This is a genomic window from Lysobacter panacisoli (assembly GCF_009765165.1).
Taxonomy (GTDB): Bacteria; Pseudomonadota; Gammaproteobacteria; order Xanthomonadales; family Xanthomonadaceae; genus Lysobacter_J; species Lysobacter_J panacisoli.
The window spans coordinates 718,285-744,334 of sequence record NZ_VLNU01000001.1 but is presented as its reverse complement, the minus strand read 5'-3'; the positions used below and the strand labels follow the sequence as shown (position 1 = coordinate 744,334).

The window sequence follows — 26,050 nt, the reverse complement described above, 5'->3', positions numbered from 1 at the left end:
CGCCGGCCCCACGACCATGCCCATCACTCCGCAAGAAGCCCTGCAGCGCACCATCGAGCATCGCGAGATCTTCCACGACGAGATGGTGGATCTGATGCGCATGATCATGCGCGGCGAAGTCACGCCGACCATGACGTCCGCGATCCTCACCGGCCTGCGCGTGAAGAAGGAAACGGTCGGCGAGATCGCCGGCGCGGCGACGGTGCTGCGCGAGTTCGCGCGTCCGGTGGAGGTCGCCGATCGCGATCATCTGGTCGACATCGTCGGCACCGGTGGCGACGGCGCGCACACGTTCAACATCTCCACCGCGAGCATGTTCGTGGTGGCCGCGGCTGGCGCGAAGGTCGCAAAGCACGGCAACCGCAGCGTGTCGTCCAAGTCCGGCAGCGCCGACGTACTGGAAGCCCTCGGCGCGGCGATCGAGCTGCAACCGGGGCAGGTCGCGCAGTCGATCGAACGTTGCGGCATCGGCTTCATGTTCGCGCCCGTGCACCATCCGGCGATGAAGGTGGTCGCGCCGGTGCGTCGCGAGATGGGCGTGCGCACGATCTTCAACATCCTCGGTCCGCTGACCAATCCGGCCGGTGCGCCGAGCATCCTGATGGGCGTGTTCCATCCCGACCTCGTCGGCATCCAGGTGCGCGTGCTGCAGGAACTCGGTGCGAAACGCGCGCTGGTGGTATGGGGGCGCGACGGCATGGACGAGCTGTCGCTCGGTGCCGGCAGCCTGGTCGGTGAACTGCGCGATGGCGTGGTGCGCGAGTACGAGGTGCATCCGGAAGACTTCGGCATCGCGATGGCCGCCAGCCGCAACCTGCGCGTCAACGACGCCGCCGAATCGAAAGTCCTGCTGATGCAGGCACTGAACAACGAGAATGGCCTGCCGCGCGAGATCGTCGCGCTCAATGCCGGCGCGGCGATCTACGCCGCCGGCGTCGCCGACAGCATCGCCGATGGCATCGACCGCGCGCGTGCGGCGCTGGCGTCGGGCGCGGCGAAGGCGAAGCTGGAGGAGTTCGTCGCCGTCACGCGCGAACTCGCCGGCGCACCGGTGGGGGCCTGAGATGGACGAGTCCTTCGCCCGCCTGCCGAAACCGCCGTACTACGCGGTGATCTTCTCCTCGCGCCGCAACGGCCACGACGACGCCGGCTACGCGGAAGCGGCGCAGCGCATGGTCGAACTGGCCGCGCAGCAGCCCGGTTACCTCGGCGTGGAATCGACGCGTGGCGCGGACGGATTCGGTATCACCGTGTCGTACTGGGAAAGCGAGGAGGCCATCGCCGCCTGGCGCCAGCACGCCGAGCACGCGGCTACGCGCGCCCACGGCCGCGTGCACTGGTACGAACACTACGAACTGCGCGTGGCGAAAGTCGAACGCGCATACGCGAAACCTGCCACTACGCCTGCACCTGCAAATCCCCCAAACTGACGCAATGAGCGACATCCTCAACACCATCCTCGCGCGCAAGGCCGAGGAGATCGAACAGCGCAGCCGCGTGCGTCCGCTCGCGGACCTGCGCGTGCGCGCGCTGCAGCAGCCGCCCACGCGCGGTTTCGTCGATGCGATCAAGCGCAAGCACGCGGCCGGCGACGCAGCCGTCATCGCCGAAGTGAAGAAGGCCAGCCCGTCGAAGGGTCTGATCCGCAAGGACTTCAATCCGGCGCAGATCGCGCGCAGCTACGAGGAAGGCGGCGCCGCCTGCCTGTCGGTGCTGACCGACGTGGACTTCTTCCAGGGCAGCAACCTGTACCTGGGCGAGGCGCGCGGCGCCTGCGCGCTGCCGGTGCTGCGCAAGGATTTCACCATCGATCCGTACCAAGTGTACGAAGCGCGCGTGATCGGCGCCGACGCGATCCTGCTGATCGTGGCCGCGCTCGAAGACGGACCGATGGTCGAGATGGCCAACCTCGCGATGGAGCTGGGCATGGACGTGCTGGTGGAAGTGCACGACATCGACGAGCTCGAGCGCGCGCTGCAGACCGATTGCGAGCTGATCGGGGTGAACAACCGCAACCTGCGCACGTTCGAAGTCTCGCTGGACACCACGCTGTCGCTGCGCGACGCGGTGCCGCGCGACCGCACGCTGGTCACCGAGAGCGGCATCGCCACCCAGGCCGACGTCGCGCGCATGCGCGAGGCCGGCGTGCAGACCTTCCTGGTCGGTGAGTCGTTCATGCGCGAGAACGAGCCGGGCGCCGCGTTGCAGCGGCTGTTCGCGGCATGAGCGCGAACCCAACGCCGACCAACGCGAACATCGAGCACCTGCCCGGCGCGGCGGCGGTTGCGCCGATCGGCGAAGGCAAGAACGAGCGTCCCTATGCTCCGCTGGTGGTGTTCGATTTCGACCACACGCTCTACGACGGCGACTCCGGCAGCCATCTCGTCCTGTGGCTGATCCGCCGCGACTGGGCGCGCGTCGTCGCTGCCTTGCTGGTTTCGCCGCTGCTGTTGCCGATGATCGCGTGGTTGCCGACGCGCCGCCGCGCGATCTCGGTCTACCTGTGGATCGCCACCATCGGCACGCATCGCCGACGCGACATGGACCGGCTGATCGACCATTACGTGACCACGCACGCGAAGGAAATCCGCGCGCGGTTGCTGCCGGTCGCACTGAAGGTGCTGCAGAAGCATCGCGATGCGGGCGATCGCGTGATCATCGCCACCGGCGCTTCGCCGGAGCTGGCACGCGCGATCCTGGATTTCGTGGCCCATGAGGACCTGCCGGTGATCGGCAGCATCAGCGGCCCGTTCCTCGGCGGCATGATCACCGTCGAGCACTGCCACCACGAGAACAAGATGCGGATGATCTGGGACGCCGGTTACGACCAGGTCGCGGTGGCGTACTCCGATTCCAGCGCCGACCTGCCGCTGCTCAAGGCGGCGCGCAGGCCGGTGGTCGTGAACCCGAAACGCCGGCGCGTGGCGATGTTCCGGCGCGTGCTGCCGCCGGGGACGCCGATCCTCAACTGGGGCTGCAAGGACCGCGGCGGCGACCCGGTGCGATAACGCCGTCGTGTGCGGTCAGACGCGCTCGGGCGCGTCGAGATCGCGGATGAAGTCCAGCAGCGTGTGCTCGGCGTAGTCGCGGAATTCGCCGGCGTCGTAGAAGCGGCCGAAGCAGTTGCTGCAGCTCTCGAACCAGATGTGCGGCTGGTGCGCGTCGACCATGCGCACCAGCTGGCGGTCGGCACAGACCGGGCACTTGATCCGGTCGACGTGGTTGTAGTGCTCGCCCACGGCGGCATCGCCAGTATCGACGCGCTCCGCCTCGGCCTTGAGCAGCCGGTTCTCGCCCATCGTCAGCCACAGGCCGCCGCACTGCGTGCAGCGCTGCGAGCGCGAGGACAGGATGCCGATCGTTTCCATCGGAGAACTGCACTTGGGACACTGCATGGAACGATCCGTCGTCGGTGGTGTCAGTCGCCTAGCGCCTTGATGAAGCGCATCGCGTCGTCGAGGTAGCCGCAGCGGCGGTAGAACGCCTGCGCGCCGGTGCGGCTGGAATTGCTGGTGATCTCGATGCGGCGCACGCCGCTGCGGCGCGAGATCGATTCGACTTCCTTCAGCAGGCGCCGGCCGATGCCGTGGCCCTGGCTGTCCGGCAGCACGACCAGGCCGGTGATGCGCGCCAGCTCGCAGCCGTGGACCACCGAATAGAGGGTGTAGAGCGAGACCAGTCCGCAGGCGTCGCCTTCGACTTCCGCGAGCAGCAGGTGCTGGCGTGGATCGTGGCGGACGACCGCGATGCGCTCGGCGGCCTCGTCGCGGGTGCAGGGATAGCCCAGCTCGCCGAGCAGGAAGGCGACGTCGCTTGCGTCGCCCAGCTCCGCCGCCCGGATGCGCGCGGCCGCCTCGCCGGTGCCCGCGACGCGCCCCATGCGGGGTTCAGCGCGTGCCGTACAGGACGACGGTCTTGCCGCGGGCGTGCAGCTTGCCGTCGGCCTGCAGCTTCTTGAGTACGCGACCGGCCATTTCGCGCGAGCAGCCGACCAGGCGCGAGAGCTCCTGGCGCGACACGCGGATCTGGGTGCCCTGCGGATGGCTCATGGCCTCCGGCTCCTTGGCCAGGTCGTGCAGGGCGCGGACGATGCGGTCGGTCACGTCGAGGAATGCCAGGCGGCCGGCTTTCCTACTGGTGTCGAGCAGGCGCCGCGAGATCTGCGCGCCGATGGCGTACAGCAGCTTGGGCGCGTCGAGCGACAGGCGCGTCAGCAGCAGGTCGTAGAGGCGCTCGTGGCCGATCTCGGCCAGCTCGCAGGTGCTGCGCGTGCGCAGGATGACTTCGCGCTGGTCGCTGGCGATGAACAGGCCCAGCTCGCCCACGAACTCGCCGGGGCCGAAGTAGCCCAGCACCAGCTCACGGCCGTCTTCTTCCTCGGTGATGATGCTGACCGAGCCGGAGACGATGTAGTACAGCGTGCTGGCCGGGTCGCCCGGGCGGAACACGTCGGTCCGCGATGGATAGCGGCGACGGTGGCAGTGCGCCAGGAAGCGCTCGATGGTGGCACCGTCCGGCAGCAGCGGGCTGTTGGTACGGCGGACGGGCGAGGAGGCAACCGGATTGGCGGACATGGGCGTGAAAGTTGTGTGATTGGGCGAGCTTAGGCCGAAGTAACGCGTTGGGCAAATATCCGCCCCACTGCGTCACACGCCGTGAACTCTAACCTGTGACGATGCTTCCGGTTCAGCTCCGGCCGGGCAGAGGCCCTGGTCGGGCCTTGCGTTCCCCCGCAGGGCTTTGTGCCTCATAATTCCGGCCCTCGCCGCCCTACCGGGATACCTACTGCCGTGGTCAAGCCGTTGCCTCGCCTGAGGTTGCAAGGATTCAACAACCTCACCAAGGCCCTCTCGTTCAATATCTACGACGTCTGCTTCGCGGCGTCCGAGGACGAGCGTCGTCGTTACATCGAGTACATCGACGAGGCGTACAACGCCGACAGACTGACCCAGATCCTGACGGACGTGGCCGAGATCATCGGCGCGAACATCCTGAACATCGCCCGCCAGGACTACGACCCGCAGGGCGCGTCGGTGACCATCCTCATCTCCGAGGAACCGGTGATCGACAAGAAGGCCGCCGGTAAGGAGATCATCTCCGACGCCGTGGTCGCGCACATGGACAAGTCGCACATCACGGTGCACACCTATCCGGAAACCCATCCGGACAGCGGCATCGCGACCTTCCGTGCCGACATCGACGTCGCCACCTGCGGCGTGATCTCGCCGCTGAAGGCGTTGAACTACCTGATCGAGAGCTTCGAGTCCGACATCGTGGTGATGGACTACCGCGTGCGCGGTTTCACCCGCGACATCAAGGGCAAGAAGCACTACATCGACCACAAGATCAATTCGATCCAGGACTACCTGGCGAAGAACATCAAGTCGCGCTACGAGATGCTCGACGTGAACGTCTACCAGGAAAACATCTTCCACACGAAGATGCACCTGAAGGAGTTCGACCTCGACACCTACCTGTTCGAGGAAAAGGCCAAGAACCTCTCGTTCAAGGAGCGCATGAAGATCGAAGCGCGCCTGCGCCGCGAGATCGAAGAGCTCTACCACGGTCGCAATCTCGCCGACTGAGCGAGCCCCGACAGGCATGAAAAAGGCCGGCATTGCCGGCCTTTTTTGTGCCTGGCGATCCGGATCAGATCCGGTACGCCACCGCCTTCATCAGCGTCGACGCGGCCGCCATCAGCGACGGTACCGGCGGCGGCAGGATGCGCGCGCCGGCCGCTTCGGCGTGGTCGGCGTGGCGGGCTTCGTCGGTCTTCATCACTTCGAGGATCGCCCGGCTGCGCGCGTCGGCGGCGGGGAGCGAGTCGAGGTGTTCGTCGATGTGCGCTTCGACCTGGCGTTCGGTTTCGACCACGAAGCCGAGGTTCCAGCCATCGCCGCGCAGTCCGGCGAGCGCGCCGATGGCGAAACTGCCGGCGTACCAGACCGGGTTGAGCAGGCTGGGGCGGCTGTCGAGTTCGCGCAGGCGGTCCGCGCACCAGGCGAGGTGGTCGGTCTCTTCCTGCGCGGCTTCGAGCAGGTGCGCGCGCGTGGCGGGATCGCGCGCGACCGCGGCCTGGCCGCAATACAGGGCCTGCGCGCAGACTTCGCCGACGTGGTTGATGCGCATCAGCCCGGCGGAATGGCGGCGCTCGTCGTCGTGGAGTTCGACCTGGGCCACGCCGTCCGACGGGTTGTCGCGCTCCGCGGTCGGTGCGCCGAATACCGTGTCGAGCGCGCGCTGCGTATCGGCAAGGAAACGGTCCAGCGGGGTGAGTTCGCGGGTGGCGTTCATGTGCCCAGTTTACGCGTCGCTCGCGCCGGGATGCGGTGAAGACTCGGGATCAAGGCAGCCGGCGAGGAACTCCAGCGGGTGCTGCACGGGAATCGTCGTGCCGTTGCCCAGGTGGAGGCGGCAACCGATGTTCGCACTGAGTAGACGCGTCGCGCCGCTGGCATCGAGCGAGCGCAGCAGCGGTTCGCGGAACTGCGCTGCACGCTCCGGATCTTCGATCATCTGCAGGCCGGCCGCGCCGCAGCAGCCGAATCCGCTGTCGAGTTCGATCACGCGCAGGCCCGGTACGGCTGCGAGCAGGCGGCGCATCGCGGGCACCGATCGCACCACGTTGCGCTGGGTGCAGGGCAGGTGCAGCGCGATCGTCTCATCGGTCGTGCGCCAGCGTAGCGTGTCGGGGGCTTGGGCGAGTCGTTCAGCGAGGAATTCGAGGGCGTCGATCGTGCGCGTCGAGCTGGAAAGCGATTGCGACACCGATTCGTGGCAACCACTGGCGAGCGTCAGCACGGTTTCCGCACGAGCGAAGGCCGTGCGATTGCGTTCGGCGAGGCGCGCGGCGTCAGCGTTGTTGCCGGCATGCGCGTGGAGGCTGCCGCAGCATCCCTGACCGTTCGGTTCCGCCACCGCGACGCCGAGCGCACCGCAGAGGCGGACGACCGCATCGCGTACGCCTGTTTCGTAGGGCTTGGCGACGCAGCCGGTGAAAAGGGCCACGCGGCTGGATTCGTTAATCGCAGCGGGCCGAACCGGACCGCGCGGCGGACGCGGCACCGGCCTCCAGCGCGAGGGCAAGGCGGCATGGAGCGTTCGATACAGGCCCAGCGCGGCTGCGAGCAGCGCCGGCCGGGTGACCAGCCCTTCGAGGAGCCGTGTGCGCCAGCCGGCGGGGCGGCGTTTGCGCTGGCGCTCGCGTGCCGCGGCCAGCAAGGCGCCATACTTCACGCCCGCCGGGCAGACCGCCTCGCAGCTGCGGCAGCCCAGGCAATGGTCGAGGTGGGCGTCGCCGGTGGCGGTGGGGTCCAGGGTCTCCAGCGCCCAGGCGCGGGCCAGGGCGATGCGGCCGCGGGGCGATTCGGCCTCGTTGCGCTCCAGCCCGTAGGTCGGGCAAGCCGGCAGGCACAGGCCGCACTGCACGCAGCGATCGGCCAAGGCCACCAGCGGGTCGGTCGGTCCGGGTTCACGCGTGCTGGCTGGCATGGACCCGGATTCTAGCAGCGGCGTCCCAGCGACTTGCGCGGGCCCCGCTGCCCCGTTATCATCCCGCTTCTTTCGTTCCACCTCCCACATCGCGTGGCGAAGTTCCGCCGGACCGGCCTAGCCGAAACCGACGCGGAACCAACCCGACCGAGTAACCAAGACCAGATCAGTCATGAAGACTTTCACCGCCAAGAACGAGACCGTCCAGCGTGACTGGTACGTGGTCAATGCCGAAGGCAAGACCCTCGGCCGCCTGTGCTCCGAACTCGCCCGCCGTCTGCGTGGCAAGCACAAGCCCGTGTTCACCCCGCACGTCGATACGGGTGATTACCTGATCGTCATCAACGCCGAGAAGATCGTCGTCACCGGCAACAAGCTGGCCGACAAGCAGTACCACCGCTTCACCGGCTACATCGGCAACCTGAAGACCGAGACCCTCGCCCAGGCGCTTGAGCGCCATCCGGAGCGCGTGATCGAGATCGCCGTGAAGGGCATGCTGCCGAAGAATCCGCTCGGCCGCGCCATGTATCGCAAGCTCAAGGTCTACAAGGGCTCCGAGCACCCGCATGCCGCCCAGCAGCCGCAGACGCTGGACTTCTGAGTTCGGACCTAATTCCTAGAGACATCCCATGGCACTCCAGCAGAACTACGGCACCGGCCGCCGCAAGTCCTCCACCGCCCGCGTGTTCCTGCGCAAGGGCGACGGCAAGATCACCATCAACCAGCGTTCGATCGAAGACTTCTTCGGTCGTGAGACCGCGCGCATGATCGTGCGCCAGCCGCTCGAGCTGACCCAGTCGTCCGACAAGTTCGACGTCGTGGTCACCGTCGCCGGCGGCGGCATCACCGGCCAGGCCGGTGCGATCCGCCTGGGCATCGCCCGCGCGCTGGTCGAGTACGACGAAACCCTGAAGTCCGAGCTGCGCAAGGCCGGCTTCATGACCCGCGATGCGCGTGAAGTCGAGCGTAAGAAGGTCGGTCTGCACAAGGCCCGCCGCGCTACGCAGTTCTCCAAGCGCTAATCTTTTTCGGGTTACAATCTGCTCCATAGCCCCGTCGCCAAGCGGTAAGGCATCTGACTCTGACTCAGACATTCGGAGGTTCGAATCCTTCCGGGGCTGCCAGAACAAACAAGAAACCCGCCGCAAGGCGGGTTTTTTGTTGCCCGCGCGCCAGGCATTCCACGATGCTTGTCCACGGCGACGCGGTGCATTTCAATGCCGCGATCGCGTCATGGCGGGTTGCAGCCGCGCATTGCGTTTACGTTCCATGTCCTCGCAGCGTGCGCAGTCGTTACAATTGAAACCATCGCGCGCGAGCGCTGAATTCCGGAGTTTCGATGAAGCTTGGTTCCCTGAAGGAAGGCGGCCGCGACGGCACCCTGATCGTCGTTTCCCGTGACCTGCGCCGCGCCGTGCGCGCGACCGGCATCGCCGAGACGCTGCAGCGCGCGCTGGAAGACTGGTCGAACACCGCGCCGCGCCTGAACGCGCTTTACGACGCGCTCAACGATGGCGCCGCGCAGGACGCGTTCGACGTCGACATGACCGCGCTCGCCGCGCCGCTGCCGCGCGCGTACGAGTTCGTCGATGGCTCCGCGTATCTCCCGCACGTCGAGCGCGTGCGCCGTGCGCGCGGTGCCGAAGTGCCGGAAAGCTTCTACACCGATCCGCTGATGTACCAGGCCGTGAGCGCCGGTTTCTACGGCCCGCGCGATCCGGTGCGCGTGCCGAGCGAGGATTACGGCATCGACCTGGAGGCCGAAGTCGTGATCGTTACCGACGACGTTCCGATGGCGCCCACGCCGGAACAGGCCGCCGCGCACATCCAGCTGATCGGCCTGGTCAACGACGTGTCGCTGCGCAATCTGATTCCAAACGAACTCGCCAAGGGCTTCGGCTTCCTGCAGTCCAAGCCGCGTTCGGCGCTGAGCCCGGTGTTCGTGACGCCGGACGAACTCGGCGATGCGTGGAAGGGCAGCAAGGTGCACCTGCCGCTGCTGACGCATATCAACGGTGAATGGTTCGGTGCGCCCGAAGCGGGCGTGGACATGCAGTTCGATTTCGCCCAGCTCGTCGCGCACGCCGCGAAGACGCGTCCGCTGTCGGCTGGCACCATTGTCGGTTCCGGCACGGTGGCGAATGAGGACACTTCGCTGGGCGCATCGTGCTTCGCAGAGAAGCGCACGGTCGAGACGCTCGAGCAGGGCAAGCCGATCACGCCGTTCATGAGCTTCGGCGACACCGTGCGCATCGAAATGCGCGCGCGCGATGGCAGCGACGTGTTCGGCGCGATCGAGCAGCGCATCGAGCGCGCGAAGGAAAACTGAGGGGCAAGGCGCGCGGCGATCCCGCCGCGCGCAGACCGGACGCACCGCGTCCGCGAGGGGAGAGGGAAGATGGCGGCTGAGCACCTGCGGCTGTACTCGTACTGGCGTTCGAGCGCGGCGTACCGCGTGCGCATCGGCCTGAACCTCAAGGCGTTGCCGTACGAAACCGTGCCCGTGCACCTGCTGCGCGATGGCGGCGAACAGCGCACCGAATCCTTCCGCGACGTGAATCCGCAGGGACTGGTGCCGGTGCTGCAGCACGGCGAGCGCGTCATGCGCCAGTCGGTGGCGATCCTCGAGTACCTCGACGAAACCTGGCCGGAGCCGCCGCTGCTGCCCGCGGCCGCGCGCGACCGTCAGCGCGTGCGCGGCATCGCGCAGACGATCGCGTGCGACATCCATCCGCTCAACAACCTGCGCGTGCTGCAGTACTTCAGCCATAGCTGGCACGTACCTCAGCCGGAGCGCGACGCGTGGGTGCAGCACTGGATCCACGAAGGCTTCGTCGCGCTGGAAGCGATGCTCGCCGACCATCCTTCGACCGGCCTGTTCTGCGAAGGCGACACGCCGACGCTGGCCGACTGCTGCCTGGTGCCGCAGGTCTACAACGCGCGCCGTTTCGGCGTGGACCTTGGGGCGTATCCCACGATCATGCGCATCGAGAAGGCGTGCCTCGCGCTGCCGGCCTTCGACGCGGCGCGGCCCGAGCGCCAGCCGGATGCGCCCGAAACGACCTGAGCGCGCACCATCGCACAAGAACGAAACAGGCCCGCTTCGTGCGGGCCTGTTCGTTTGCAGCTTCAGCGGTGGGCGAGCGTCAGGTCGTGGTCGCGTACACGTCCGCGTAGGGGTCGTGCTCGCCGCTCGCGCCTTCGGACAGGCGGAACTTGAGTGCCAGGCCTTCGCGCGAATCGGCGGCCTTGAGCGCCTCTTCCATGTCGATCTTGCCTTCCTTGTAGAGGCGGAACAGGCACTGGTCGAACGACTCCATGCCTTCTTCCAGCGATTCCTCCATCGCCTGCTTGATCTCGTGCACCTGGCCGCGGCGCATCAGGTCGCGGATGTGCGGCGTGTTGATCAGCACTTCCGCGGCAGGCACGCGACGACCGTCGGTGCCGACCACCAGGCGCTGGCTGACCACCGCGCGCAGGTTCAGCGCGAGGTTCATCAGCACGTTCTTGTGCGCGGCTTCCGGGAAGAAATTGAGGATGCGTTCCAGCGTCTGGTCGGCGTTGTTGGAATGCAGCGTCGCCAGACACAGGTGGCCGGTCTCGGCGAAGGCGATGGCCGCCTCCATCGTGGTCGCATCCAGGATTTCGCCGATCAGGATCACGTCGGGCGCTTCGCGCATCGCGTTCTTCAGGGCGTTGTGGAACGCGTGCGTGTCCAGGCCGACTTCGCGCTGGTTCACGATCGACTTCTTGTGCTTGTGCAGGTACTCGATCGGATCCTCGATGGTGAGGATGTGCCCCGAGATGTTGCTGTTGCGGTAGTCGATCATCGACGCGAGCGTCGTCGACTTGCCCGAACCGGTGGAACCGACGATCAGCACCAGGCCACGCGGGGCCATGATGATGTCCTTCAGCACCTGCGGCAGCTGCAGCTCCTCGATCGATGGGATCACGCTGCGGATCGCACGGATCACCATGCCGACCTCGCCGCGTTGCTTGAACACGTTGATGCGGAAGCGGCCGGCCTCGGGCAGTGCGAGTGCCATGTTCAGCTCGAGGTCACGCTCGAAGAGCGGAACCTGGCCCTCGTCCATCAGCGAATAGGCGATCTTCTTGACCATGCCGGGCGGCAGGCCCGTGTTGCCAAGCGGATACAGCTTGCCTTCGACCTTGATGTACACCGGCGCGCCGGTCGTCAGGAACATGTCCGACGCGTTCTTTTCCGTCATCAGCTTCAGAAAATAGCCGATGTCCATGCAGCAAACCCCTTGTTGACCTCGACGCGCGCCCTTGGGGTAACGTTGCAACCCCGCAGGCGGCTTTACGACAATGGCCGCGCGTACAACTCAGGCCCGGCCTCCCCAATGCGCCCAAGCTTCGCACAAATCCGATTTCCGCTGCTGGTTGCAGTTCTCGCTTCCGCACTCTCCTCGTGCGCGTCCCTGCCGCCGCCGACCGGCGAGCTGGCAGCCGCGCGCCAGGCCGTGACCCGTGCCGAGGACGCCGACGGCGACCAGTACGCCCTGCAGGACCTCAACGCGGCCCGCAACGCGCTGTCCCGCGCCCAGTCCGCGATGAGCTCCGGGGACGAGGACGACGCCCGTCGCATGGCCCTGGCGGCCGCGGCCGACGCGGACCTGGCCTACGCCAAGAGCCGCGAGGCCCTGGCCCAGGCGCAGCTGAGCCAGCGCCAGGCCGAGGTCGGCGAGTTGCGCAACCGACTGCAGACGGAGGGCCAGCCGTGAGCCGTCGCCTCCTTCCCGCATTCCTTCCGGCCGCGCTGGCCCTGGCCTTCGCCGTCGCGCCCGCGTTCGCCGCGGACAACCCGGACGTGGTCCGCCTCGGCCAGCGCCTGACCACGCTCGAGGCCGATTCCCAGCTCAACACCTTCGGCGCCTACGAACGCCTGCAGGCCCGCCAGGCCATCGATGCGCTCGCTCAGGCTTCCGGGCGTGCCCGGCCCGACGCCCTGTACGTGGCCGAGCGTCGCGTGCAGATCGCCGAGATCACCGCGCGCGCGCAGGCGATGCAGCGCGAGGTCGATCGCCTGGAGCGCGAGCGCAGCGAACTGCTGGTCGAAGCCAGTCGCCAGGACGCCGCGCGCGCGCGCGCCGAGGCCGAGCGCTTGCGCCTGCAGGCACAGATGCAGGCCGAGGAAGCCGAGCGCCTGCGCGTGCAGAGCGAGGCCGATGCGGTCGCCATGCAGGACGTGGAGACCGCGCTGAAGGGCGTGGCCGGTGCACAGGCCGCCCGCCTCAACGCCGCGCGCGAGCGCGAGGCCAAGCTGGCCCGCGAAGAAGCCGAGCTGGTCACCGGCGGCAAGCTGCCGTCGTCCAAGCGCGACAACCGCGGCGAGGTGTTCACCCTCGGCAAGGGCAGCTTCGGCGCGGGCAAGGCCAGCCTCAGCGGCGACGCACAATCGACTGCGAAGACGGTCGCCGCCTACGTGCAGGCGTCGTCGTCCGCGACGGGCGTCAAGGTCGACGTGACCGCGGCCGATGCCAAGCTCGCCCAGCGTCGCGCCGAGGCTGTGCGCGATGCGCTGGTCGCCGGCGGCATGGCGCAGGGCAAGGTCCAGGTGACCGGCCGCGCGGGCAAGGCCGATCGCACGGAAGTCGTCGTTCAGTCGAAGTAAAACAATAAGTTACGTCGTCTCCGGGCGGGGCCGGCCAGTGCCGGTCCCCGCTCGTCGCGACGTCCGCGACGGGGCTCACAGCTCGCCAAAATCACCCTTGCCGACCGGGGGAGGGAGGAGTAGGGTCGGATACCCAAGCGGCCTGTTTTCCGCTTGGCGATGAGCCCGGTCGATGACGTCAACGCCCCTCTCGCAGGATCCCGCCGCCCCACGTTCGTTGGCGGCCGGCCTGTGTGATGCCGGCACCGGTTCCGACCAGCCCATCCCCCACGACCCCGCACGACGCCCTGGTCCGACGACCGGGGCGTTTTCGTCTGCGGGGCCTTCCGCAAGGGTCCGGCCTTCGCGGCCGGGCTTCCCGACCCGCTGAAGGAGGCACTACATGTTCGAAGAACGACCGCAGCCCGAGATCGAAGCGCTGATGAAGAGCAACCCGGAATTCCGCCAGCTCTACCAGCGCCACAAGGATCTCGACAAGAAGGTGATGGACGCCGAGCTGGGCGTGTTGCCGATCGATGACCTCACCCTTGCGCAGATGAAGCGCGAGAAACTGGCTGCGAAGGACCGGCTGGTCCGGATGTACGACACACAACCCCACTGACCCCCACCCAGACTTCCTCGCCGCGGGCGGCGACTTCCTCGTCGGTCTCTCCGCCTGCGTCTCCCGGAACCGGGGCGGCTGCGCCCAGCAGCCGCCCCGGTGCGAAGGCCCCGGCGTCCTGCCGCGGATCCTGAATTCCTCCGCGAACCCCTATTTCCGCGCCTCATCCTTGGCTCTTACACTGGCCGGATGAGCATCCATCAATCCGTACTCGAACTGATCGGCGCCACGCCGATCATCAAGGCCCAGCGCCTGGACACCGGCGTCTGCGAGCTCTACCTCAAGCTGGAAGCCCAGAACCCGGGCGGGTCCATCAAGGACCGCATCGGCCTGTCGATGATCGAAGCGGCCGAGAAGGCCGGGAAGATCCAGCCCGGCGACACGCTGGTCGAAGGCACCGCCGGCAACACCGGCATCGGCCTGGCGCTGGTCGCGCAGCAGAAGGGCTACAAGCTGATCCTCGTCGTGCCGGACAAGATGAGCCGCGAGAAGATCTTCAACCTCAAGGCGATGGGCGCGCAGGTCGTGCTGACGCGTTCGGATGTCGCCAAGGGCCACCCGGATTACTACCAGGACCTGGCCGAACGCCTCGCCCGCGAAACGCCCGGCGCGTACTTCATCAACCAGTTCGGCAACCCCGACAACCCGGCCGCGCACGAGTTCGGAACGGGTCCGGAAATCCTCGAGCAGATGGCCGAAGTCGGTGGTGTCGACGCGATCGTGTTCGGCTGCGGCAGCTCCGGCACGATGACCGGCCTGTCGCGCTGCTTCGAGAAGCACTCGCCGCACACCGAGCTGATCCTCGCCGACCCGGTTGGTTCGATCCTCGAGGAATACATCAACCGCGGCACGATCAGCGAGAAGTCCGCGAGCTGGATGGTGGAAGGCATCGGCGAGGATTTCCTGCCGCCGATTTCCGACTTCACCCGCGTCAAGAAGGCCTACGCCGTCACCGACAAGGAAAGCTTTCTCACCGCGCGCGAGCTGCTTGAGAAGGAAGGCATCCTCGGCGGTTCCTCGACCGGCACGCTGCTGGCCGCCGCGCTCAAGTACTGCCGCGAGCAGACCACGCCGAAGAAGGTGCTGACGCTGGTGCCCGACACAGGCAACAAGTACCTGTCGAAGATGTACAACGATTTCTGGATGCTCGACAACGGCTTCCTCGCACGCCAGTCCAGTGGCGACCTGCGCGACCTGATCCTGCGTCCGTTCTCGCAGCGCGACACGGTGGTCGTCGGCCCGAACGACCTGCTCGTCACCGCCTACCAGCGCATGAAGCTGTACGACGTCTCGCAGCTGCCGGTGATGGACGGCGACAACATCGTCGGCATCGTCGACGAAAGCGACGTCCTGCTGCATGTCTACGGCGACGAGAGCCGCTTCCGCGATCCGGTCTCGACCGCGATGGTGAGCAAGCTCGACAAGATCGACGTCAGCTCGCCGATCGAGGCGCTGCTGCCGGTGTTCGACCGGGGCCATGTCGCCATCGTGATGGCCGGCGAGAAGTTCCTGGGACTGATCACCCGCATCGACCTGCTGAACTACCTGCGCCGCCGCGTGCAGTAGCGCGCCGGCGACCAGTGCGGGGCGTCGGAGCGGACCGTTCCGGGCCCTGCCGGTCATGGTGTTCAGGTCGCGTTCGGTGCGGCTCGGAACGCTTTGTTTTCAGGCCCGCGGCGACCCGGCCGCGGCATGGTGCGGTGCTAGAATCGGCGGCCGCCATGCAGGCGGAACACGCAGGCGAAACGGAAGGACGCAATGACTGAAAATCACGCCGACGGCGGGGCGAAGAAGCCCGGTCTGGGAACTCTCGCGATCCACGCCGGACAATCGCCGGACCCGAGCACGGGTGCGGTCATGACGCCGATCTACGCGACCTCGACCTACGCCCAGAGCAGCCCAGGCGTGCACCAGGGGTTCGAGTATTCGCGCAGCCACAACCCGACCCGCTTCGCCTACGAGCGCTGCGTGGCCGGCCTGGAAGGCGGTACCCGCGGTTTCGCGTTCGCCTCGGGTCTGGCGGCCACCTCGACCATCCTGGAGCTGCTGGACTCCGGCAGCCACGTCATCGCGATGGACGACGTCTACGGCGGCACCTACCGCCTGTTCGAGCGCGTCCGCCGCCGTTCCGCCGGGCTGGACTTCAGCTGGGTCGACCTCAGCGACGCGGCGGCCTTCGAGGCGGCGATCCGCCCCGAAACGAAGATGGTCTGGATCGAAACCCCGACCAACCCGCTGCTCAAGCTCGTCGACATCGCCCAGATCGCCGCCATCGCGCGCAAGCGCGGGCTGATCGTCGTGGTCGACAACACCTTCAGCTCGCCGATCCTGCAGCGCCCGCTCGAACTGGGCGCGCACATCGTCATGCACTCGGCGACCAAGTACCTCAACGGCCACTCCGACATCGTCGGCGGCATGGCGGTGGTTGGCGACGACGCCGAGATCGCCGACCGCATGGCCTTCCTGCAGAACGCCATCGGCGGCGTGCAGGGGCCGTTCGACAGCTTCCTCGCCCTTCGCGGCCTGAAGACGCTGCACCTGCGCATGAAGGCGCACTGCGAGAACGCGCAGGCACTCGCCGAATGGCTGCAGACGCATCCGGCGATCGAGAAGGTGCTGTATCCGGGTCTGACCTCGCATCCGCAGCACGAACTGGCCAAGCGCCAGATGCACGGTTTCGGCGGCATGGTCAGCATCTACGTCAAGGGCGGCGAAGCCGCCGCGCGCCGGATGATGGAGCGCTGCCACTACTTCACCACCGCCGAATCGCTCGGCGGCGTCGAGAGCCTGATCAACCACCCCGCGATCATGACCCATGCGTCGGTGCCGGAGGAGCGGCGTGCGCAGCTCGGCATCACGGGCAACCTGGTCAGGTTGAGCGTGGGCATCGAGGATCTTGCGGACCTCAAGGCTGATCTCGACCACGCGCTGGAATCCGGATCGGAGCCCGACGGTACGCGATGAGTATCCTCTCGGTAGTAGGCAAGAACCGATCGCTGGTCTACGAGCTCACCCGTCGCGAGATTCTGGGTCGTTATCGCGGTGCCAGCTTCGGTCTGCTGTGGTCGTTGATCAGTCCGTTCCTGATGCTGCTCGTCTATACGCTGGCCTTCGGCTTCGTCATGAAGAGCCGATGGCCGGGGACGAGCGGATCGACGGGTGAGTTCGCGCTGATCCTGTTCGCGGGCCTGACCATTCATGGATTCTTCGCCGAATGCCTGACGCGATCGCCGCAGCTGATCGTCGCCAACACGAACTACGTCAAGCGCGTGGTCTTCCCGCTGGACATCCTGGTCTGGAGCATGACGCTGTCGGCGCTGTTCCACCTGGCCATGAATACCGTCGTGCTGCTGGCGTTGCAGCTGGCGTTCAAGGGGCAGATCCATGCAACCAGCCTGTTGTTGCCGCTGGTCGTGCTGCCGCTGATCGTGCTGACCGTAGGCATCGGCTGGTTCGTGTCCGCGCTTGGCGTCTTCCTGCGCGACATCAACCAGGTCATGGGCGTGGTCGCGACGGCGATGCTGTTCCTGTCGTCGGCGATCATTCCGCTGGACTCGATTCCCGAGAAGTACCGCTGGGTGTTTCTGATGAACCCGCTCACGTTCATCATCAACCAGGCCCGCGAAGTGGTCATCTGGGGCCGCCTGCCCGATTGGCTGGGGCTCGCGCTCTACAGCGCCGTGGCGCTGGTCGTCGCGTTCGCCGGTCATAGCCTGTTCCAGAGAATGCGCCGTGGATTTGCCGATGTCCTCTGAACCCGCAACCCACCAGATGCCGGAGGACGGCGACGACCGCGTCGTCATTTCAGTCCGCGGCGTCGGCAAGTCGTACCGCATGTACGACAGTCCGGCACACCGCCTGTGGCAGGGACTGCTCGGCAAGCGCAAGTCGTTCTTCCGCGAATTCTGGGCGCTACGCGGCATCGACCTGGAAGTCCGTCGCGGAGAGACCGTCGGCATCATCGGTCGCAACGGATCGGGCAAATCGACGCTGTTGCAGATGATCGCCGGCACGCTGACGCCGACCGAGGGCGAAATTCAGGTCCACGGCCGTGTCGCGGCGCTGCTCGAACTGGGCAGCGGCTTCAATCCGGAATTCACCGGTCGCGAGAACGTCTACCTGAATGCCACGATCCTCGGCCTTTCGCGCCAGCAGATCGACGCGCGCATCGCCGACATCCTCGCGTTCGCCGACATCGGCGAGTTCATCGACCAGCCGGTGCGCAGCTATTCCAGCGGCATGGTCGTCCGCCTCGCTTTCGCGGTGATCGCGCACGTCGATGCCGACGTCCTGATCGTCGACGAGGCGCTCGCGGTCGGCGACGCATTCTTCTCGCAGAAGTGCATGCGATTCCTGCGCGACTTCCAGAAGCGCGGCACGCTGCTGTTCGTGAGCCACGACGCAGCTGCGGTGACCAACCTGTGCGCCCGGGCGCTGTGGCTTGAGAACGGCCGGCCGCGCATGGTCGCGGACGCGCAGGACGTGGTCGAGCGTTACATGGCCGAGCAACACATCGCCGAGCGCGCGCAGTCCGGCGAGCAGGAGTTCGTCGTCGTGGCCGCGAAGCGATCCAGCAAGCAGGAAGAAAGTGCGCACGCGGCGAGCCTGCCCGACTTCCGCGAGGATGCGCTGCGCGAAGCCCATGCGCTTCCGCGCATGCAGATCTTCCAGTTCGATCCCGATAGTGTCGGTGCGCAGTTCGGAGTGCAGCAGGCGGTCATCGAAGGCGTGGAGTTGCGCGCCACGGATGGACGCATGCTGCATGTGCTCGATGGCGGCGAGGTCGTGGACCTGTCGATCAGGGTTCGCCTGCGCAACGCGCTGGACCAGGTCATCGTGGGCTTCTACGTCAAGGATCGTCTCGGCCAGCGCCTGTTCGGCGACAACACGTACCTGGCGTACGTGAAGAATCCCCCGAAGGGGCGGGCAGGCGAGGTGCTGAAGAGCCGGTTCCGCTTCCGTATGCCGATCCTTCCGGCGGGCTCCTACATGATCGACGTGGCTGTCGCATCCGGCAGTCAGCTTGAGCATACCCAGCAGCACTGGATTCACGATGCGCTCGAGTTCCGGGCGCTGGACGACACGATCAGCTTCGGCCTCATGGGCTTGCCCATGCTGGAGATCGCGGTCGCCAACGAAGGGGGTGTCTGATGGACTTCACCGGCGAACGCTTCCTGCCCACCGAAGTGGGCGAGCTGAGCATGGAACATTGGCACCGTTACGGATGGTGCAGTCCGGTATTGAAGGGCCTCAAGGTCCTCGACGTCGCGTGTGGCGAAGGCTATGGCTCCGCGCTGCTGGCACGCAGCGCAGCGCAGGTCGTGGGCGTCGATATTTCCGGCGAGGCGGTGGCGCATGCGCGGGCCGCGTACGGCGACATCGGAAACCTGTCGTTCGAGCAGGCGAGCGCGACCGCGCTGCCGTTCGAGGACGCTAGCTTCGACGCCGTGGTGTCCTTCGAGACGCTGGAACATCTGCACGAACAGGACGAGATGCTCGCGCAGATCCGCCGCGTGCTGAAGCCCGATGGCGTCCTGATCATTTCATCGCCGAACAAGGCGATCTATTCCGATCGCCGCAATTTCGTCAATGAGTTCCACGTCAAGGAACTCTACTTCGATGAGCTGGACGACCTGCTGCATCGCTACTTCCCTGCAGTCAGCTACTACGGGCAGCGGATCCTTTCCGCCTCCGCCGTACTGCCCCTGGATGGATCGCGCGACGACTACCAGGCGTGCGCTGTCGGGGAGGGCGATGTGGAGTACCGCACCGCCGCGGGCGGGGATGCGGTGTATTTCCTGGCGGTGTGCGCACAGTCGGAGCAGTCGATCGCAAGGATGCCCGCGTCGGTGTTCTCCGACGATCGCGTCGATCTGTCCGCGCAGCACGAGGGCATCGCGCGCTGGGCCGTCGGGCTGGACAAGGAACTCGAGGACCTGCGTCGCAAGTACCAATCGCTGCATCGCGAGTTCGACGAGCGCTCCGTGTGGGCGGTGAGCCTAGACAAGGAAGGGCAGGCGCTGCGGAGCCAGCTTGAGGACGCGATGGCGGGCAGCGCCTATCGCGACGAACAGATACGCGATCTCACTCTCGACGCCGACCGCGCCAAACAGCGCTATCTGGTGCTGAGCCAGCAGCATGTCGAACTGGCCAAGCGCGCGGCGAAGCTGACGCGCATGCTGGCCAATGGCAGTACGGTGGCCAAGTACGAACGCAATCGCGAACAGAAGTTGAATTCGCGTGTGTCCGAACTGGAAGCCACGATTTCGCTGATGACCCAGTCCCACTCGTGGCGCATCACCAAGCCGCTGCGCTTCGCCGCACGCCTCGCGCGAGGCGACTGGCGCGGCGTGGCGGAGGCCCTGCGCAAGTCCGGTCTCGCCGACAGCCCGTATCTGCAACCGCTGCGGGATCCCGTCAGGCGTTTCCTGATGAAGCGCTCCCAGCACAGGACGCCGATCCAGACGAGCCTGGACGAGATCATGCGCGATCCCCAGCCCGTGCTGGAAATGCTGGCGTTCGAGGAGCCCGCGCAGCCGCTGGTCTCCATCGTCATTCCGACCTATGGCCAGCTCGAACACACGTTGGCGTGTCTGAAGTCGATCGCTGCCCATACCACGGTTCCGTACGAGGTCATCGTCGCCGAGGACGCCTCGGGCGACCAGCGCATCCACGAACTCAAGCAGATCCCCGGCCTCCGTTACCACGTGTGGCCTGAAAACCTCGGCTTCATCCGCTCGTGCAATCGTGCGGCCGAACTGGCGCGAGGTCGCTACCTGTGCTTCCTCAACAACGACACCGAAGTGGCGTCGGGTTGGATGGATGCGATTCTGGAGGTGTTCGACCAGCATTCCGACGCGGGCATGGTCGGCGCGAAGCTGGTGTACCCCGACGGGCGCCTGCAGGAAGCCGGTGGCATCCTGTGGAAGGACGCGTCGGCATGGAACTACGGGCGCCTGCAGGATCCCGACGCGCCGCAGTTCAATTACGTGCGTCGCGTGGACTACTGCTCCGGAGCGTGCCTGCTGCTGCCGACCGGGCTCTTCCGCGAGTTCGGCGGCTTCGACCCGCTTTATGTTCCCGCGTATTGCGAGGATTCGGACCTGGCGTTCAAGGTGCGTGCGAGCGGGCGCGAGACCTACTACACGCCGTTCGCGCAGGTGGTCCACCACGAAGGCGTTTCGCACGGCACGGACACCGCCAGCGGCGTGAAGGCCTACCAGCCGATCAACCAAGGCAAGTTCGCGCAGCGTTGGGGCCAGGAGCTGTCGCGCCATTTCGCCAACGGCGAGCACGTCGTGCGCGCGCGCGATCGTGCCTTCGACCGGCCGGTGGTGCTGGTGGTCGATCACTACGTGCCGCAGCCGGACCGAGATGCCGGCTCGCGCACGATGGTCGCCTTCATCGACCGCCTGCTCGAGGCAGGCTGCGTCGTGAAACTGTGGCCCGACAATCTGCATTACGACGCCAGCTACACGCAGGCCCTGCAGAAGAAGGGCGTCGAGGTCGTCTACGGCGCGCAGTGGATCGGCAACTTCGAGGACTACCTCGGCGAAATAGGCCAGGATCTCGATGCAGTGCTGCTGTCGCGTCCACACGTGGCCGAGAAGTTCCTCGGCGTGGTGCGGGAAAAGACCCGTGCGCGCGTGGTGTACTACGGGCATGACCTGCACTTCCGGCGCATGCAGCTGGAAAGGCGCATGTCCGGGGCGGACGGCGAAAGCAACGATGCGGAGGCCGCGCGCGTCGAGAAGTTGGAGCGCGCGCTGTGGCGCAAGGCGGATGTCGTCCTGTATCCGTCGCAGTGCGAAGCCGACGATGCGCGTAGCCTGGAACCGGGCATCGACGCGCGCGCGATCACGCCGTATGCATTCGGTGAATTCGTCGTGCCAACCAGCACCGATGGCCGCCGCGATCTGCTCTTCGTGGCCGGCTTCGGTCATCCGCCCAATGTCGACGCGGCGAAATGGCTGGTCGGCGAAGTCATGCCGCTGGTATGGGAACATCATCCGTCCGTACGACTCGCGCTCGTGGGTTCCAACCCGACCGACGAAGTGAAGGCACTGGCGAGCGCACAGGTCGAGGTCACCGGCTACGTCGATGATGCCGAGCTGATGCGCCGCTATCGCGGTGCGCGAGTGGCCGTCGTGCCGCTGCGCTTCGGCGCCGGGGTCAAGAGCAAGGTGGTCGAAGCATTGCAGCAGGGACTTCCGCTGGTCACCACTTCGGTGGGAGCGCAGGGGTTGCCCGGTGTCGACCGGGTGTGCGAGATACACGACACCCCGGCGCCGCTTGCCAGCGCGATCGTCTCGCTGCTGCTCGACGACGCGCGCTGGCTGGAGCTGGCACGTGCGGGCGCGGACTACGCGGAGGGGTCGTTCTCCCGCGGCGCAATGGCGAAGACATTGCTGGATTCCCTCGGTCTGGCAGAAGGAAACCGCCCATGATCGTGCGTGCACGCGCGCCCCTGCGCCTCGGCCTTGCCGGTGGCGGCACCGACGTCTCGCCGTTCTGCGACCTGCACGGCGGTTACGTCATGAACGTGACCATCGACAAGTACGCATACGCCACACTCGATCCGTCGCCCAGCGGCCAGGCCGAGTTCTTCGCGATGGACGCGGACGCCAGCCAGACGATGGCGCCGGACGGCGTGGATATCGCGCCCGGTCCGCTGCAGTTGATGAAGGGTGTGTATCGCCGCGTCGTGCAGGATTACCTGGGTGGTCGCGCGCCGCCGCTGCGCGTGCGCACCAGCTCCGATGCGCCCCCCGGTTCGGGCCTGGGCTCCTCATCGACGATGGTGGTCGCACTCGTGACGGTGTTCGCGGAGTACTTCGGGCTGGCGCTGGGCGAGTACGAGATCGCGCAGCTCGCGTACCGCATCGAACGCAACGACCTGGGGCTGGCCGGCGGCAAGCAGGACCAGTACGCGGCGGCATTCGGCGGCTTCAATTTCATGGAGTTCTACGACAACGACCGCGTCGTGGTGAATCCGCTTCGCATCAAGGAATGGATCTGGTCGGAGCTGGAATCCAGCCTGGTGCTGTACTTCACCGGCGTGTCCCGCGCCTCGGCGAAGATCATCGACGAACAGTCGCGCAATATCCGCGATGGACGCAGCGACTCGCTCGACGCCATGCACCGCCTCAAGCAGGAGGCCACGCAGATGAAGGAAGCGCTGCTGCGCGGCGATTTCCTGCGCCTGGCTTCGGTCATGCAGTCGGGCTGGCAGGCCAAGAAGCAGAGTGCCTCCAGCATCACCAATCCCATGATCGACGAGATCGAAGCGCTGGCTTTCCGCAACGGTGCGCACGCGACCAAGGTGTCGGGCGCGGGCGGTGGCGGCTTCATGATGTTCCTGTGCGATCCCGCGCAGCGCGTGGGACTGGTGCGCGCTCTGGGCGGCGCCGGTGGCACCGTGTACGACACTCATTTCACTTCGAACGGAGCTTCCGCATGGAAACTCGGATAAACGACTTCATTCGCGCCGAGTTCGGCAAGTCGCTCGACAATTTCCAGCGCATGGCTGCCGACGACGGTCTGCGCGAGCAGATCGGCCAGGCCGTGGCGATCTGCGTCGGCGCGCTGCGCGAGGGCAGGAAGATCCTCTTCGCAGGCAATGGCGGCAGCGCCGCCGACGCGCAGCACTGGGCCGGCGAGCTGGTCAGTCGCTTCTACTACGACCGTCCGGGCCTGCCAGCGATCGCGCTCACGACCGACACGTCGATCCTCACCGCGATCGGCAACGATTACGGCTACGACTACACCTTCGCGCGCCAGATCGAAGCGCTGGGGCAGAAGGGCGACGTGTTCGTCGCCATCTCCACCTCCGGCCGCTCGAAGAACATCCTGCGCGCGCTCGACGCGTGCGAGGAGAAGGGCGTGCGCGTCATCGGCTTTACCGGGGCGACCGGCGGAGACATGGTCGACCGCTGCGAAGTCTGCTTCCGCGTGCCGTCGACCGAAACCCCGCGCATCCAGGAAGGGCACGAGTTCATCGGCCACCTGCTGTGCGCGCTGATCGAGTCCGAGGTTTTCCCGAAGTGACGGCGGACGAGGTCATCCTCCTCGTCGGGGGCATGGGCACGCGCTTGCGCGCCGTGGTCGCGGACCTGCCCAAGCCGCTGGCCCCGATCCGGTCGAGGCCGTTCCTTGCCTACCAGCTGGATGCCTACGCCGCCGCCGGCATGCGCCGCGCGATCCTGGCGACCGGCTTCCGCGCCGAGCAGATCCGTTCGGCGATAGGCTCTCGCTGGTCCGGCATGGAGATCGTGTACTCGCACGAAGAAGAGCCGCTGGGCACCGGCGGTGCGATCCGCCAGGCTGCCGGCCATGTGCTGGGCGACGGCGGTGTGCACCTGGCGAATGGGGACACCTTCCTGCGCTACGCACCTGCCGGGCTCGAAGCCGCTACCCGTCGCGCCGATGCGCGCATGGGCATCGCACTCGCTCGCGTGGATGACGTCGGCCGCTATGGAGCGGTGGAAGTCAGCGACGGAAAGGTGAGCGCGTTCCGCGAGAAGGGCGGGCAGGGGGAGGGTCTGATCAACGCCGGCAGCTACTTCATCACTGGCGAGGGTCTTTCAAGGCTTCCGGCCGACGAGTCGTATTCGTTCGAGGAACGGGTACTGCTGCCGTGGGCGCTGGAAGGACAGGTCGCCGCCTTCACCGATACCCGCGACTTCATCGACATCGGCGTGCCGGAAGATTACGCGCGCGCGCAGACCGTCGTGGCGGGGTGAACGTGAGCGTACCCGGCTGCGGCGTCTTCGAGGACGACATCACGCCCCGCGTACTGCAGGAACTGGCCGCGCCGCGTCGCGCGTTGTTCCTCGACCGGGACGGCATCATCAACGTCGACCACGGTTACGTGCATCGCGGCGAGGACACACAGTGGATGCCCGGCATCTTCGAACTGTCGCGCATGGCGATCGACGCGGGATGCCTGGTCGTGGTGGTGACGAACCAGGCAGGCATCGCGCGGGGCTATTACGACGACCAGCAGTTCCTGGCATACACCCGCTGGGTACATGGGGAATTCAAGGCGCGAGGCGCCGCCCTGCATGCGACCTGCTACTGCCCGCACCATCCGGACGCCGTCGATCCCCAGGCACGGACGTGCGAATGCCGGAAACCAGCGCCGGGTATGATCCTTGAGGCGGCGCGGCGGTACGGCATCGCCCTGGGCGAATCCGCGCTCCTCGGCGACAAAAGCTGGGACGTGCAGGCGGGACGCTCGGCAGGCGTGGGATTGAACCTGCTGTTGGAAGGCGACGGTGACCCGGCGCCGGGCACGGTGCGCTCGCTTGGCGAAGCGGAACACATTTTGCGGAAGTACTTTGCATCACCTAAGGGAGCAACGGATGTTCGGATTTAAGCGGGCGCGAGCGAAAGCGTCGGCGAATTGCCCTCTGTGCGGCGCGACTCCGTCGCGTCACGGGGAAATTCAAGGCGTGGATTACTTCTCGTGCTCCTCGTGCGACTTCATCTTCGCCGACCCTGAACTCCTTCGCAGCGTCGACGCAGGCGAACCGCTGCGCCGCTACGACGCCGAGTACTGGCAGAACGAACTGGCATCGGCCCGTGAGCGTTCGTTCGGGTCGTCGCTCGCCCGCGCGGCGGAAGCGATCCTGTATTGCCGCATCCCGGTCAACCGCTTCATCGATGTGGGCACCGGTCCGGGCTACCTCCTGGACGCGATGTCGACTTACCTGCCGTCGCACCGCGACCGCTTCTTCGGTGTCGAGAAGTTCCCGCCCGCGGACGGTTACTGCACGAGTCATCCGAATTACCTGCGTGCTGACCTGCGCGATGTCGGCATGCCTTTCGAGTGCGGCGTGTGCATCGAGGTGATCGAACACCTCACCCCGGCGATGGCCGCCAACCTCGCCTCGGCCCTCGCGGCCAGTTCGGTTCCCGGTTCGTTGTTCCTGTTCAACACAGGACTGACCGAATACGTCCGCAAGGAAGACCCCGGCTACCTCGATCCCTACGGCCGCGGCCACATCACCTCCTGGTCCGTCACCGCGGCACGGAAAGTCTTCGAGAAGGAAGGCTTCGTCGTGCATCCCGTGCCCGGCAAGACCTGGGCATTCGTGGTCGAGAAACCCGGCCCCAAGACCTCGGGAACGGTCCGCGATCGCATCTGGACGGCGCCTGCCGAGAATCGCCAGCTCCTCACGGATCCGGCGATGGGCGAGGTCATGTACATTCTGGGCCGTGAAAGCGCCCTGGCCTACTGACTGGAGAAAGTGGTGAATCCCCTTCGTTCGATCTTCGATCTGCTCGCTGCGCGCAAGACTTCCGGCATGGCGGGGACTTCG

The 26,050-nt window shown here is 66.5% G+C and carries 28 protein-coding genes and 1 tRNA gene; 23 read left to right on the top strand and 6 right to left on the bottom strand.

Translation table 11 applies throughout. The features are described 5' to 3' along the window. The first annotated feature begins 16 nt into the window (after nucleotides 1–16). From trpD to FOF45_RS03680, 4 genes are read left to right on the top strand one after another with little or no spacing between them, the layout of a single operon-like run. Nucleotides 17–1,063 (top strand): anthranilate phosphoribosyltransferase, encoded by a 1,047-nt coding sequence (gene trpD / locus FOF45_RS03695; protein ID WP_158982658.1) that lies wholly within the window; start codon nucleotides 17–19, stop codon nucleotides 1,061–1,063. Between the two features lies 1 nt (nucleotide 1,064). Further along, nucleotides 1,065–1,430, top strand: coding sequence for an antibiotic biosynthesis monooxygenase family protein (locus tag FOF45_RS03690; RefSeq protein WP_158982657.1), 366 nt, complete (start codon nucleotides 1,065–1,067; stop codon nucleotides 1,428–1,430). Nucleotides 1,431–1,434: 4 nt separating this feature from the next. Next, complete coding sequence (trpC, locus tag FOF45_RS03685; protein ID WP_158982656.1) at nucleotides 1,435–2,226, top strand: indole-3-glycerol phosphate synthase TrpC; 792 nt, start codon at nucleotides 1,435–1,437, stop codon at nucleotides 2,224–2,226. Beyond that, a complete protein-coding gene (locus FOF45_RS03680) occupies nucleotides 2,223–3,008 on the top strand; it encodes a haloacid dehalogenase-like hydrolase (RefSeq protein ID WP_158982655.1) in 786 nt (261 codons plus the stop codon). The genes trpC and FOF45_RS03680 overlap by 4 nt, the downstream gene beginning before the upstream one ends. Nucleotides 3,009–3,023: 15 nt before the next feature. Here the strand turns inward: FOF45_RS03680 and FOF45_RS03675 are convergent, their stop codons facing one another. The 3 genes from FOF45_RS03675 to crp are packed head-to-tail and all read right to left on the bottom strand — an operon-like array spanning nucleotide 3,024 to nucleotide 4,574. Beyond that, nucleotides 3,024–3,395, bottom strand: a complete 372-nt coding sequence (locus tag FOF45_RS03675) for a zf-TFIIB domain-containing protein (protein ID WP_158982654.1) — start codon at nucleotides 3,393–3,395, stop codon at nucleotides 3,024–3,026. Nucleotides 3,396–3,418: 23 nt separating this feature from the next. After that, on the bottom strand, nucleotides 3,419–3,880 hold the full coding sequence (locus FOF45_RS03670; protein ID WP_158982653.1) for a GNAT family N-acetyltransferase: 462 nt from the start codon (nucleotides 3,878–3,880) through the stop codon (nucleotides 3,419–3,421). Nucleotides 3,881–3,887: 7 nt separating this feature from the next. Further along, nucleotides 3,888–4,574, bottom strand: coding sequence for a cAMP-activated global transcriptional regulator CRP (crp, locus tag FOF45_RS03665; protein ID WP_158982652.1), 687 nt, complete (start codon nucleotides 4,572–4,574; stop codon nucleotides 3,888–3,890). A 216-nt stretch (nucleotides 4,575–4,790) separates the two neighbouring features. Here crp and speD point away from each other — a divergent pair, with 216 nt between their 5' ends. Next, nucleotides 4,791–5,585, top strand: a complete 795-nt coding sequence (speD, locus tag FOF45_RS03660) for an adenosylmethionine decarboxylase (protein ID WP_064747203.1) — start codon at nucleotides 4,791–4,793, stop codon at nucleotides 5,583–5,585. Between the two features lie 64 nt (nucleotides 5,586–5,649). Here the strand turns inward: speD and coq7 are convergent, their stop codons facing one another. Together coq7 and FOF45_RS03650 are read right to left on the bottom strand one after the other, a co-directional pair. Then, the gene (gene coq7 / locus FOF45_RS03655) at nucleotides 5,650–6,294 is read right to left on the bottom strand and encodes a 2-polyprenyl-3-methyl-6-methoxy-1,4-benzoquinone monooxygenase (RefSeq protein ID WP_158982651.1); all 645 of its coding nucleotides are present in this window, start codon (nucleotides 6,292–6,294) and stop codon (nucleotides 5,650–5,652) included. A 9-nt stretch (nucleotides 6,295–6,303) separates the two neighbouring features. Beyond that, nucleotides 6,304–7,581: a (Fe-S)-binding protein gene (locus FOF45_RS03650; protein WP_158982650.1), complete on the bottom strand. Its 1,278-nt coding sequence runs from the start codon at nucleotides 7,579–7,581 to the stop codon at nucleotides 6,304–6,306. A gap of 82 nt (nucleotides 7,582–7,663) precedes the next feature. Between FOF45_RS03650 and rplM the strand changes: the two genes are divergently transcribed. From rplM to maiA, 5 genes are all read left to right on the top strand, one after another. Beyond that, on the top strand, nucleotides 7,664–8,092 hold the full coding sequence (gene rplM / locus FOF45_RS03645; protein WP_158982649.1) for a 50S ribosomal protein L13: 429 nt from the start codon (nucleotides 7,664–7,666) through the stop codon (nucleotides 8,090–8,092). Between the two features lie 28 nt (nucleotides 8,093–8,120). Then, entirely contained in the window at nucleotides 8,121–8,513 is a 393-nt protein-coding gene (gene rpsI / locus FOF45_RS03640) for a 30S ribosomal protein S9 (RefSeq protein WP_158982648.1), read from the top strand. Between the two features lie 27 nt (nucleotides 8,514–8,540). Further along, nucleotides 8,541–8,615, top strand: a tRNA-Gln gene (locus FOF45_RS03635). Nucleotides 8,616–8,830: 215 nt separating this feature from the next. Then, nucleotides 8,831–9,820: a fumarylacetoacetate hydrolase family protein gene (locus FOF45_RS03630; RefSeq protein ID WP_158982647.1), complete on the top strand. Its 990-nt coding sequence runs from the start codon at nucleotides 8,831–8,833 to the stop codon at nucleotides 9,818–9,820. A gap of 69 nt (nucleotides 9,821–9,889) precedes the next feature. Next, entirely contained in the window at nucleotides 9,890–10,558 is a 669-nt protein-coding gene (maiA, locus tag FOF45_RS03625; protein ID WP_158982646.1) for a maleylacetoacetate isomerase, read from the top strand. 79 nt (nucleotides 10,559–10,637) lie between these two features. Here maiA and FOF45_RS03620 read toward each other — a convergent pair whose 3' ends face one another. Then, nucleotides 10,638–11,747: a PilT/PilU family type 4a pilus ATPase gene (locus tag FOF45_RS03620; protein WP_158982645.1), complete on the bottom strand. Its 1,110-nt coding sequence runs from the start codon at nucleotides 11,745–11,747 to the stop codon at nucleotides 10,638–10,640. A gap of 108 nt (nucleotides 11,748–11,855) precedes the next feature. On the opposite strand from FOF45_RS03620, the gene FOF45_RS03615 reads away from it, so the two are divergent. From FOF45_RS03615 to FOF45_RS03555, 13 genes are all read left to right on the top strand, one after another. Continuing rightward, nucleotides 11,856–12,236 carry a DUF4398 domain-containing protein gene (locus FOF45_RS03615; RefSeq protein ID WP_158982644.1) on the top strand — a complete coding sequence of 127 codons (381 nt, stop codon included), beginning with the start codon at nucleotides 11,856–11,858 and terminating at the stop codon, nucleotides 12,234–12,236. Next, nucleotides 12,233–13,126 (top strand): OmpA family protein, encoded by an 894-nt coding sequence (locus tag FOF45_RS03610; RefSeq protein ID WP_158982643.1) that lies wholly within the window; start codon nucleotides 12,233–12,235, stop codon nucleotides 13,124–13,126. The genes FOF45_RS03615 and FOF45_RS03610 overlap by 4 nt, the downstream gene beginning before the upstream one ends. A gap of 382 nt (nucleotides 13,127–13,508) precedes the next feature. Further along, on the top strand, nucleotides 13,509–13,727 hold the full coding sequence (locus tag FOF45_RS03605) for an HP1242/YdcH family protein (protein ID WP_158982642.1): 219 nt from the start codon (nucleotides 13,509–13,511) through the stop codon (nucleotides 13,725–13,727). 189 nt (nucleotides 13,728–13,916) lie between these two features. Then, entirely contained in the window at nucleotides 13,917–15,293 is a 1,377-nt protein-coding gene (locus FOF45_RS03600) for a pyridoxal-phosphate dependent enzyme (protein WP_158982641.1), read from the top strand. A 192-nt stretch (nucleotides 15,294–15,485) separates the two neighbouring features. Further along, nucleotides 15,486–16,691, top strand: a complete 1,206-nt coding sequence (locus FOF45_RS03595; RefSeq protein ID WP_158982640.1) for a cystathionine gamma-synthase — start codon at nucleotides 15,486–15,488, stop codon at nucleotides 16,689–16,691. Continuing rightward, nucleotides 16,688–17,482 (top strand): ABC transporter permease, encoded by a 795-nt coding sequence (locus tag FOF45_RS03590; RefSeq protein WP_158982639.1) that lies wholly within the window; start codon nucleotides 16,688–16,690, stop codon nucleotides 17,480–17,482. The genes FOF45_RS03595 and FOF45_RS03590 overlap by 4 nt, the downstream gene beginning before the upstream one ends. Further along, nucleotides 17,472–18,878 (top strand): ABC transporter ATP-binding protein, encoded by a 1,407-nt coding sequence (locus FOF45_RS03585; RefSeq protein ID WP_158982638.1) that lies wholly within the window; start codon nucleotides 17,472–17,474, stop codon nucleotides 18,876–18,878. Before FOF45_RS03590 ends, FOF45_RS03585 begins: the two co-directional genes overlap by 11 nt. Continuing rightward, nucleotides 18,878–22,174, top strand: coding sequence for a methyltransferase domain-containing protein (locus FOF45_RS03580; RefSeq protein WP_233264038.1), 3,297 nt, complete (start codon nucleotides 18,878–18,880; stop codon nucleotides 22,172–22,174). The genes FOF45_RS03585 and FOF45_RS03580 overlap by 1 nt, the downstream gene beginning before the upstream one ends. Beyond that, nucleotides 22,171–23,199: a GHMP family kinase ATP-binding protein gene (locus tag FOF45_RS03575; RefSeq protein ID WP_158982637.1), complete on the top strand. Its 1,029-nt coding sequence runs from the start codon at nucleotides 22,171–22,173 to the stop codon at nucleotides 23,197–23,199. Before FOF45_RS03580 ends, FOF45_RS03575 begins: the two co-directional genes overlap by 4 nt. Continuing rightward, nucleotides 23,184–23,774 (top strand): D-sedoheptulose-7-phosphate isomerase, encoded by a 591-nt coding sequence (locus FOF45_RS03570; RefSeq protein ID WP_325063843.1) that lies wholly within the window; start codon nucleotides 23,184–23,186, stop codon nucleotides 23,772–23,774. The genes FOF45_RS03575 and FOF45_RS03570 overlap by 16 nt, the downstream gene beginning before the upstream one ends. Further along, nucleotides 23,738–24,469 (top strand): sugar phosphate nucleotidyltransferase, encoded by a 732-nt coding sequence (locus FOF45_RS03565; RefSeq protein WP_325063842.1) that lies wholly within the window; start codon nucleotides 23,738–23,740, stop codon nucleotides 24,467–24,469. The genes FOF45_RS03570 and FOF45_RS03565 overlap by 37 nt, the downstream gene beginning before the upstream one ends. A 2-nt stretch (nucleotides 24,470–24,471) precedes the next feature. Beyond that, nucleotides 24,472–25,104, top strand: coding sequence for a D-glycero-alpha-D-manno-heptose-1,7-bisphosphate 7-phosphatase (locus tag FOF45_RS03560; RefSeq protein WP_158982635.1), 633 nt, complete (start codon nucleotides 24,472–24,474; stop codon nucleotides 25,102–25,104). Continuing rightward, nucleotides 25,034–25,969, top strand: coding sequence for a methyltransferase domain-containing protein (locus FOF45_RS03555; protein WP_233264037.1), 936 nt, complete (start codon nucleotides 25,034–25,036; stop codon nucleotides 25,967–25,969). Before FOF45_RS03560 ends, FOF45_RS03555 begins: the two co-directional genes overlap by 71 nt. The last annotated feature ends 81 nt before the right edge of the window (nucleotides 25,970–26,050 follow it).

What these genes read in the sequence shown, in the direction of transcription:
- trpD (WP_158982658.1), top strand. Translation starts at nt 17, where the DNA reads ATGCCCATCACTCCGCAAGAAGCCCTGCAGCGCACCATCGAGCATCGC.
- FOF45_RS03690 (WP_158982657.1), top strand. Translation starts at nt 1,065, where the DNA reads ATGGACGAGTCCTTCGCCCGCCTGCCGAAACCGCCGTACTACGCGGTG.
- trpC (WP_158982656.1), top strand. Translation starts at nt 1,435, where the DNA reads ATGAGCGACATCCTCAACACCATCCTCGCGCGCAAGGCCGAGGAGATC.
- FOF45_RS03680 (WP_158982655.1), top strand. Translation starts at nt 2,223, where the DNA reads ATGAGCGCGAACCCAACGCCGACCAACGCGAACATCGAGCACCTGCCC.
- FOF45_RS03675 (WP_158982654.1), bottom strand. Translation starts at nt 3,395, where the DNA reads ATGCAGTGTCCCAAGTGCAGTTCTCCGATGGAAACGATCGGCATCCTG.
- FOF45_RS03670 (WP_158982653.1), bottom strand. Translation starts at nt 3,880, where the DNA reads ATGGGGCGCGTCGCGGGCACCGGCGAGGCGGCCGCGCGCATCCGGGCG.
- crp (WP_158982652.1), bottom strand. Translation starts at nt 4,574, where the DNA reads ATGTCCGCCAATCCGGTTGCCTCCTCGCCCGTCCGCCGTACCAACAGC.
- coq7 (WP_158982651.1), bottom strand. Translation starts at nt 6,294, where the DNA reads ATGAACGCCACCCGCGAACTCACCCCGCTGGACCGTTTCCTTGCCGAT.
- FOF45_RS03650 (WP_158982650.1), bottom strand. Translation starts at nt 7,581, where the DNA reads ATGTGGGAGGTGGAACGAAAGAAGCGGGATGATAACGGGGCAGCGGGG.
- rplM (WP_158982649.1), top strand. Translation starts at nt 7,664, where the DNA reads ATGAAGACTTTCACCGCCAAGAACGAGACCGTCCAGCGTGACTGGTAC.
- rpsI (WP_158982648.1), top strand. Translation starts at nt 8,121, where the DNA reads ATGGCACTCCAGCAGAACTACGGCACCGGCCGCCGCAAGTCCTCCACC.
- FOF45_RS03630 (WP_158982647.1), top strand. Translation starts at nt 8,831, where the DNA reads ATGAAGCTTGGTTCCCTGAAGGAAGGCGGCCGCGACGGCACCCTGATC.
- maiA (WP_158982646.1), top strand. Translation starts at nt 9,890, where the DNA reads ATGGCGGCTGAGCACCTGCGGCTGTACTCGTACTGGCGTTCGAGCGCG.
- FOF45_RS03620 (WP_158982645.1), bottom strand. Translation starts at nt 11,747, where the DNA reads ATGGACATCGGCTATTTTCTGAAGCTGATGACGGAAAAGAACGCGTCG.
- FOF45_RS03615 (WP_158982644.1), top strand. Translation starts at nt 11,856, where the DNA reads ATGCGCCCAAGCTTCGCACAAATCCGATTTCCGCTGCTGGTTGCAGTT.
- FOF45_RS03605 (WP_158982642.1), top strand. Translation starts at nt 13,509, where the DNA reads ATGTTCGAAGAACGACCGCAGCCCGAGATCGAAGCGCTGATGAAGAGC.
- FOF45_RS03600 (WP_158982641.1), top strand. Translation starts at nt 13,917, where the DNA reads ATGAGCATCCATCAATCCGTACTCGAACTGATCGGCGCCACGCCGATC.
- FOF45_RS03595 (WP_158982640.1), top strand. Translation starts at nt 15,486, where the DNA reads ATGACTGAAAATCACGCCGACGGCGGGGCGAAGAAGCCCGGTCTGGGA.
- FOF45_RS03590 (WP_158982639.1), top strand. Translation starts at nt 16,688, where the DNA reads ATGAGTATCCTCTCGGTAGTAGGCAAGAACCGATCGCTGGTCTACGAG.
- FOF45_RS03585 (WP_158982638.1), top strand. Translation starts at nt 17,472, where the DNA reads ATGTCCTCTGAACCCGCAACCCACCAGATGCCGGAGGACGGCGACGAC.
- FOF45_RS03580 (WP_233264038.1), top strand. Translation starts at nt 18,878, where the DNA reads ATGGACTTCACCGGCGAACGCTTCCTGCCCACCGAAGTGGGCGAGCTG.
- FOF45_RS03575 (WP_158982637.1), top strand. Translation starts at nt 22,171, where the DNA reads ATGATCGTGCGTGCACGCGCGCCCCTGCGCCTCGGCCTTGCCGGTGGC.
- FOF45_RS03570 (WP_325063843.1), top strand. Translation starts at nt 23,184, where the DNA reads ATGGAAACTCGGATAAACGACTTCATTCGCGCCGAGTTCGGCAAGTCG.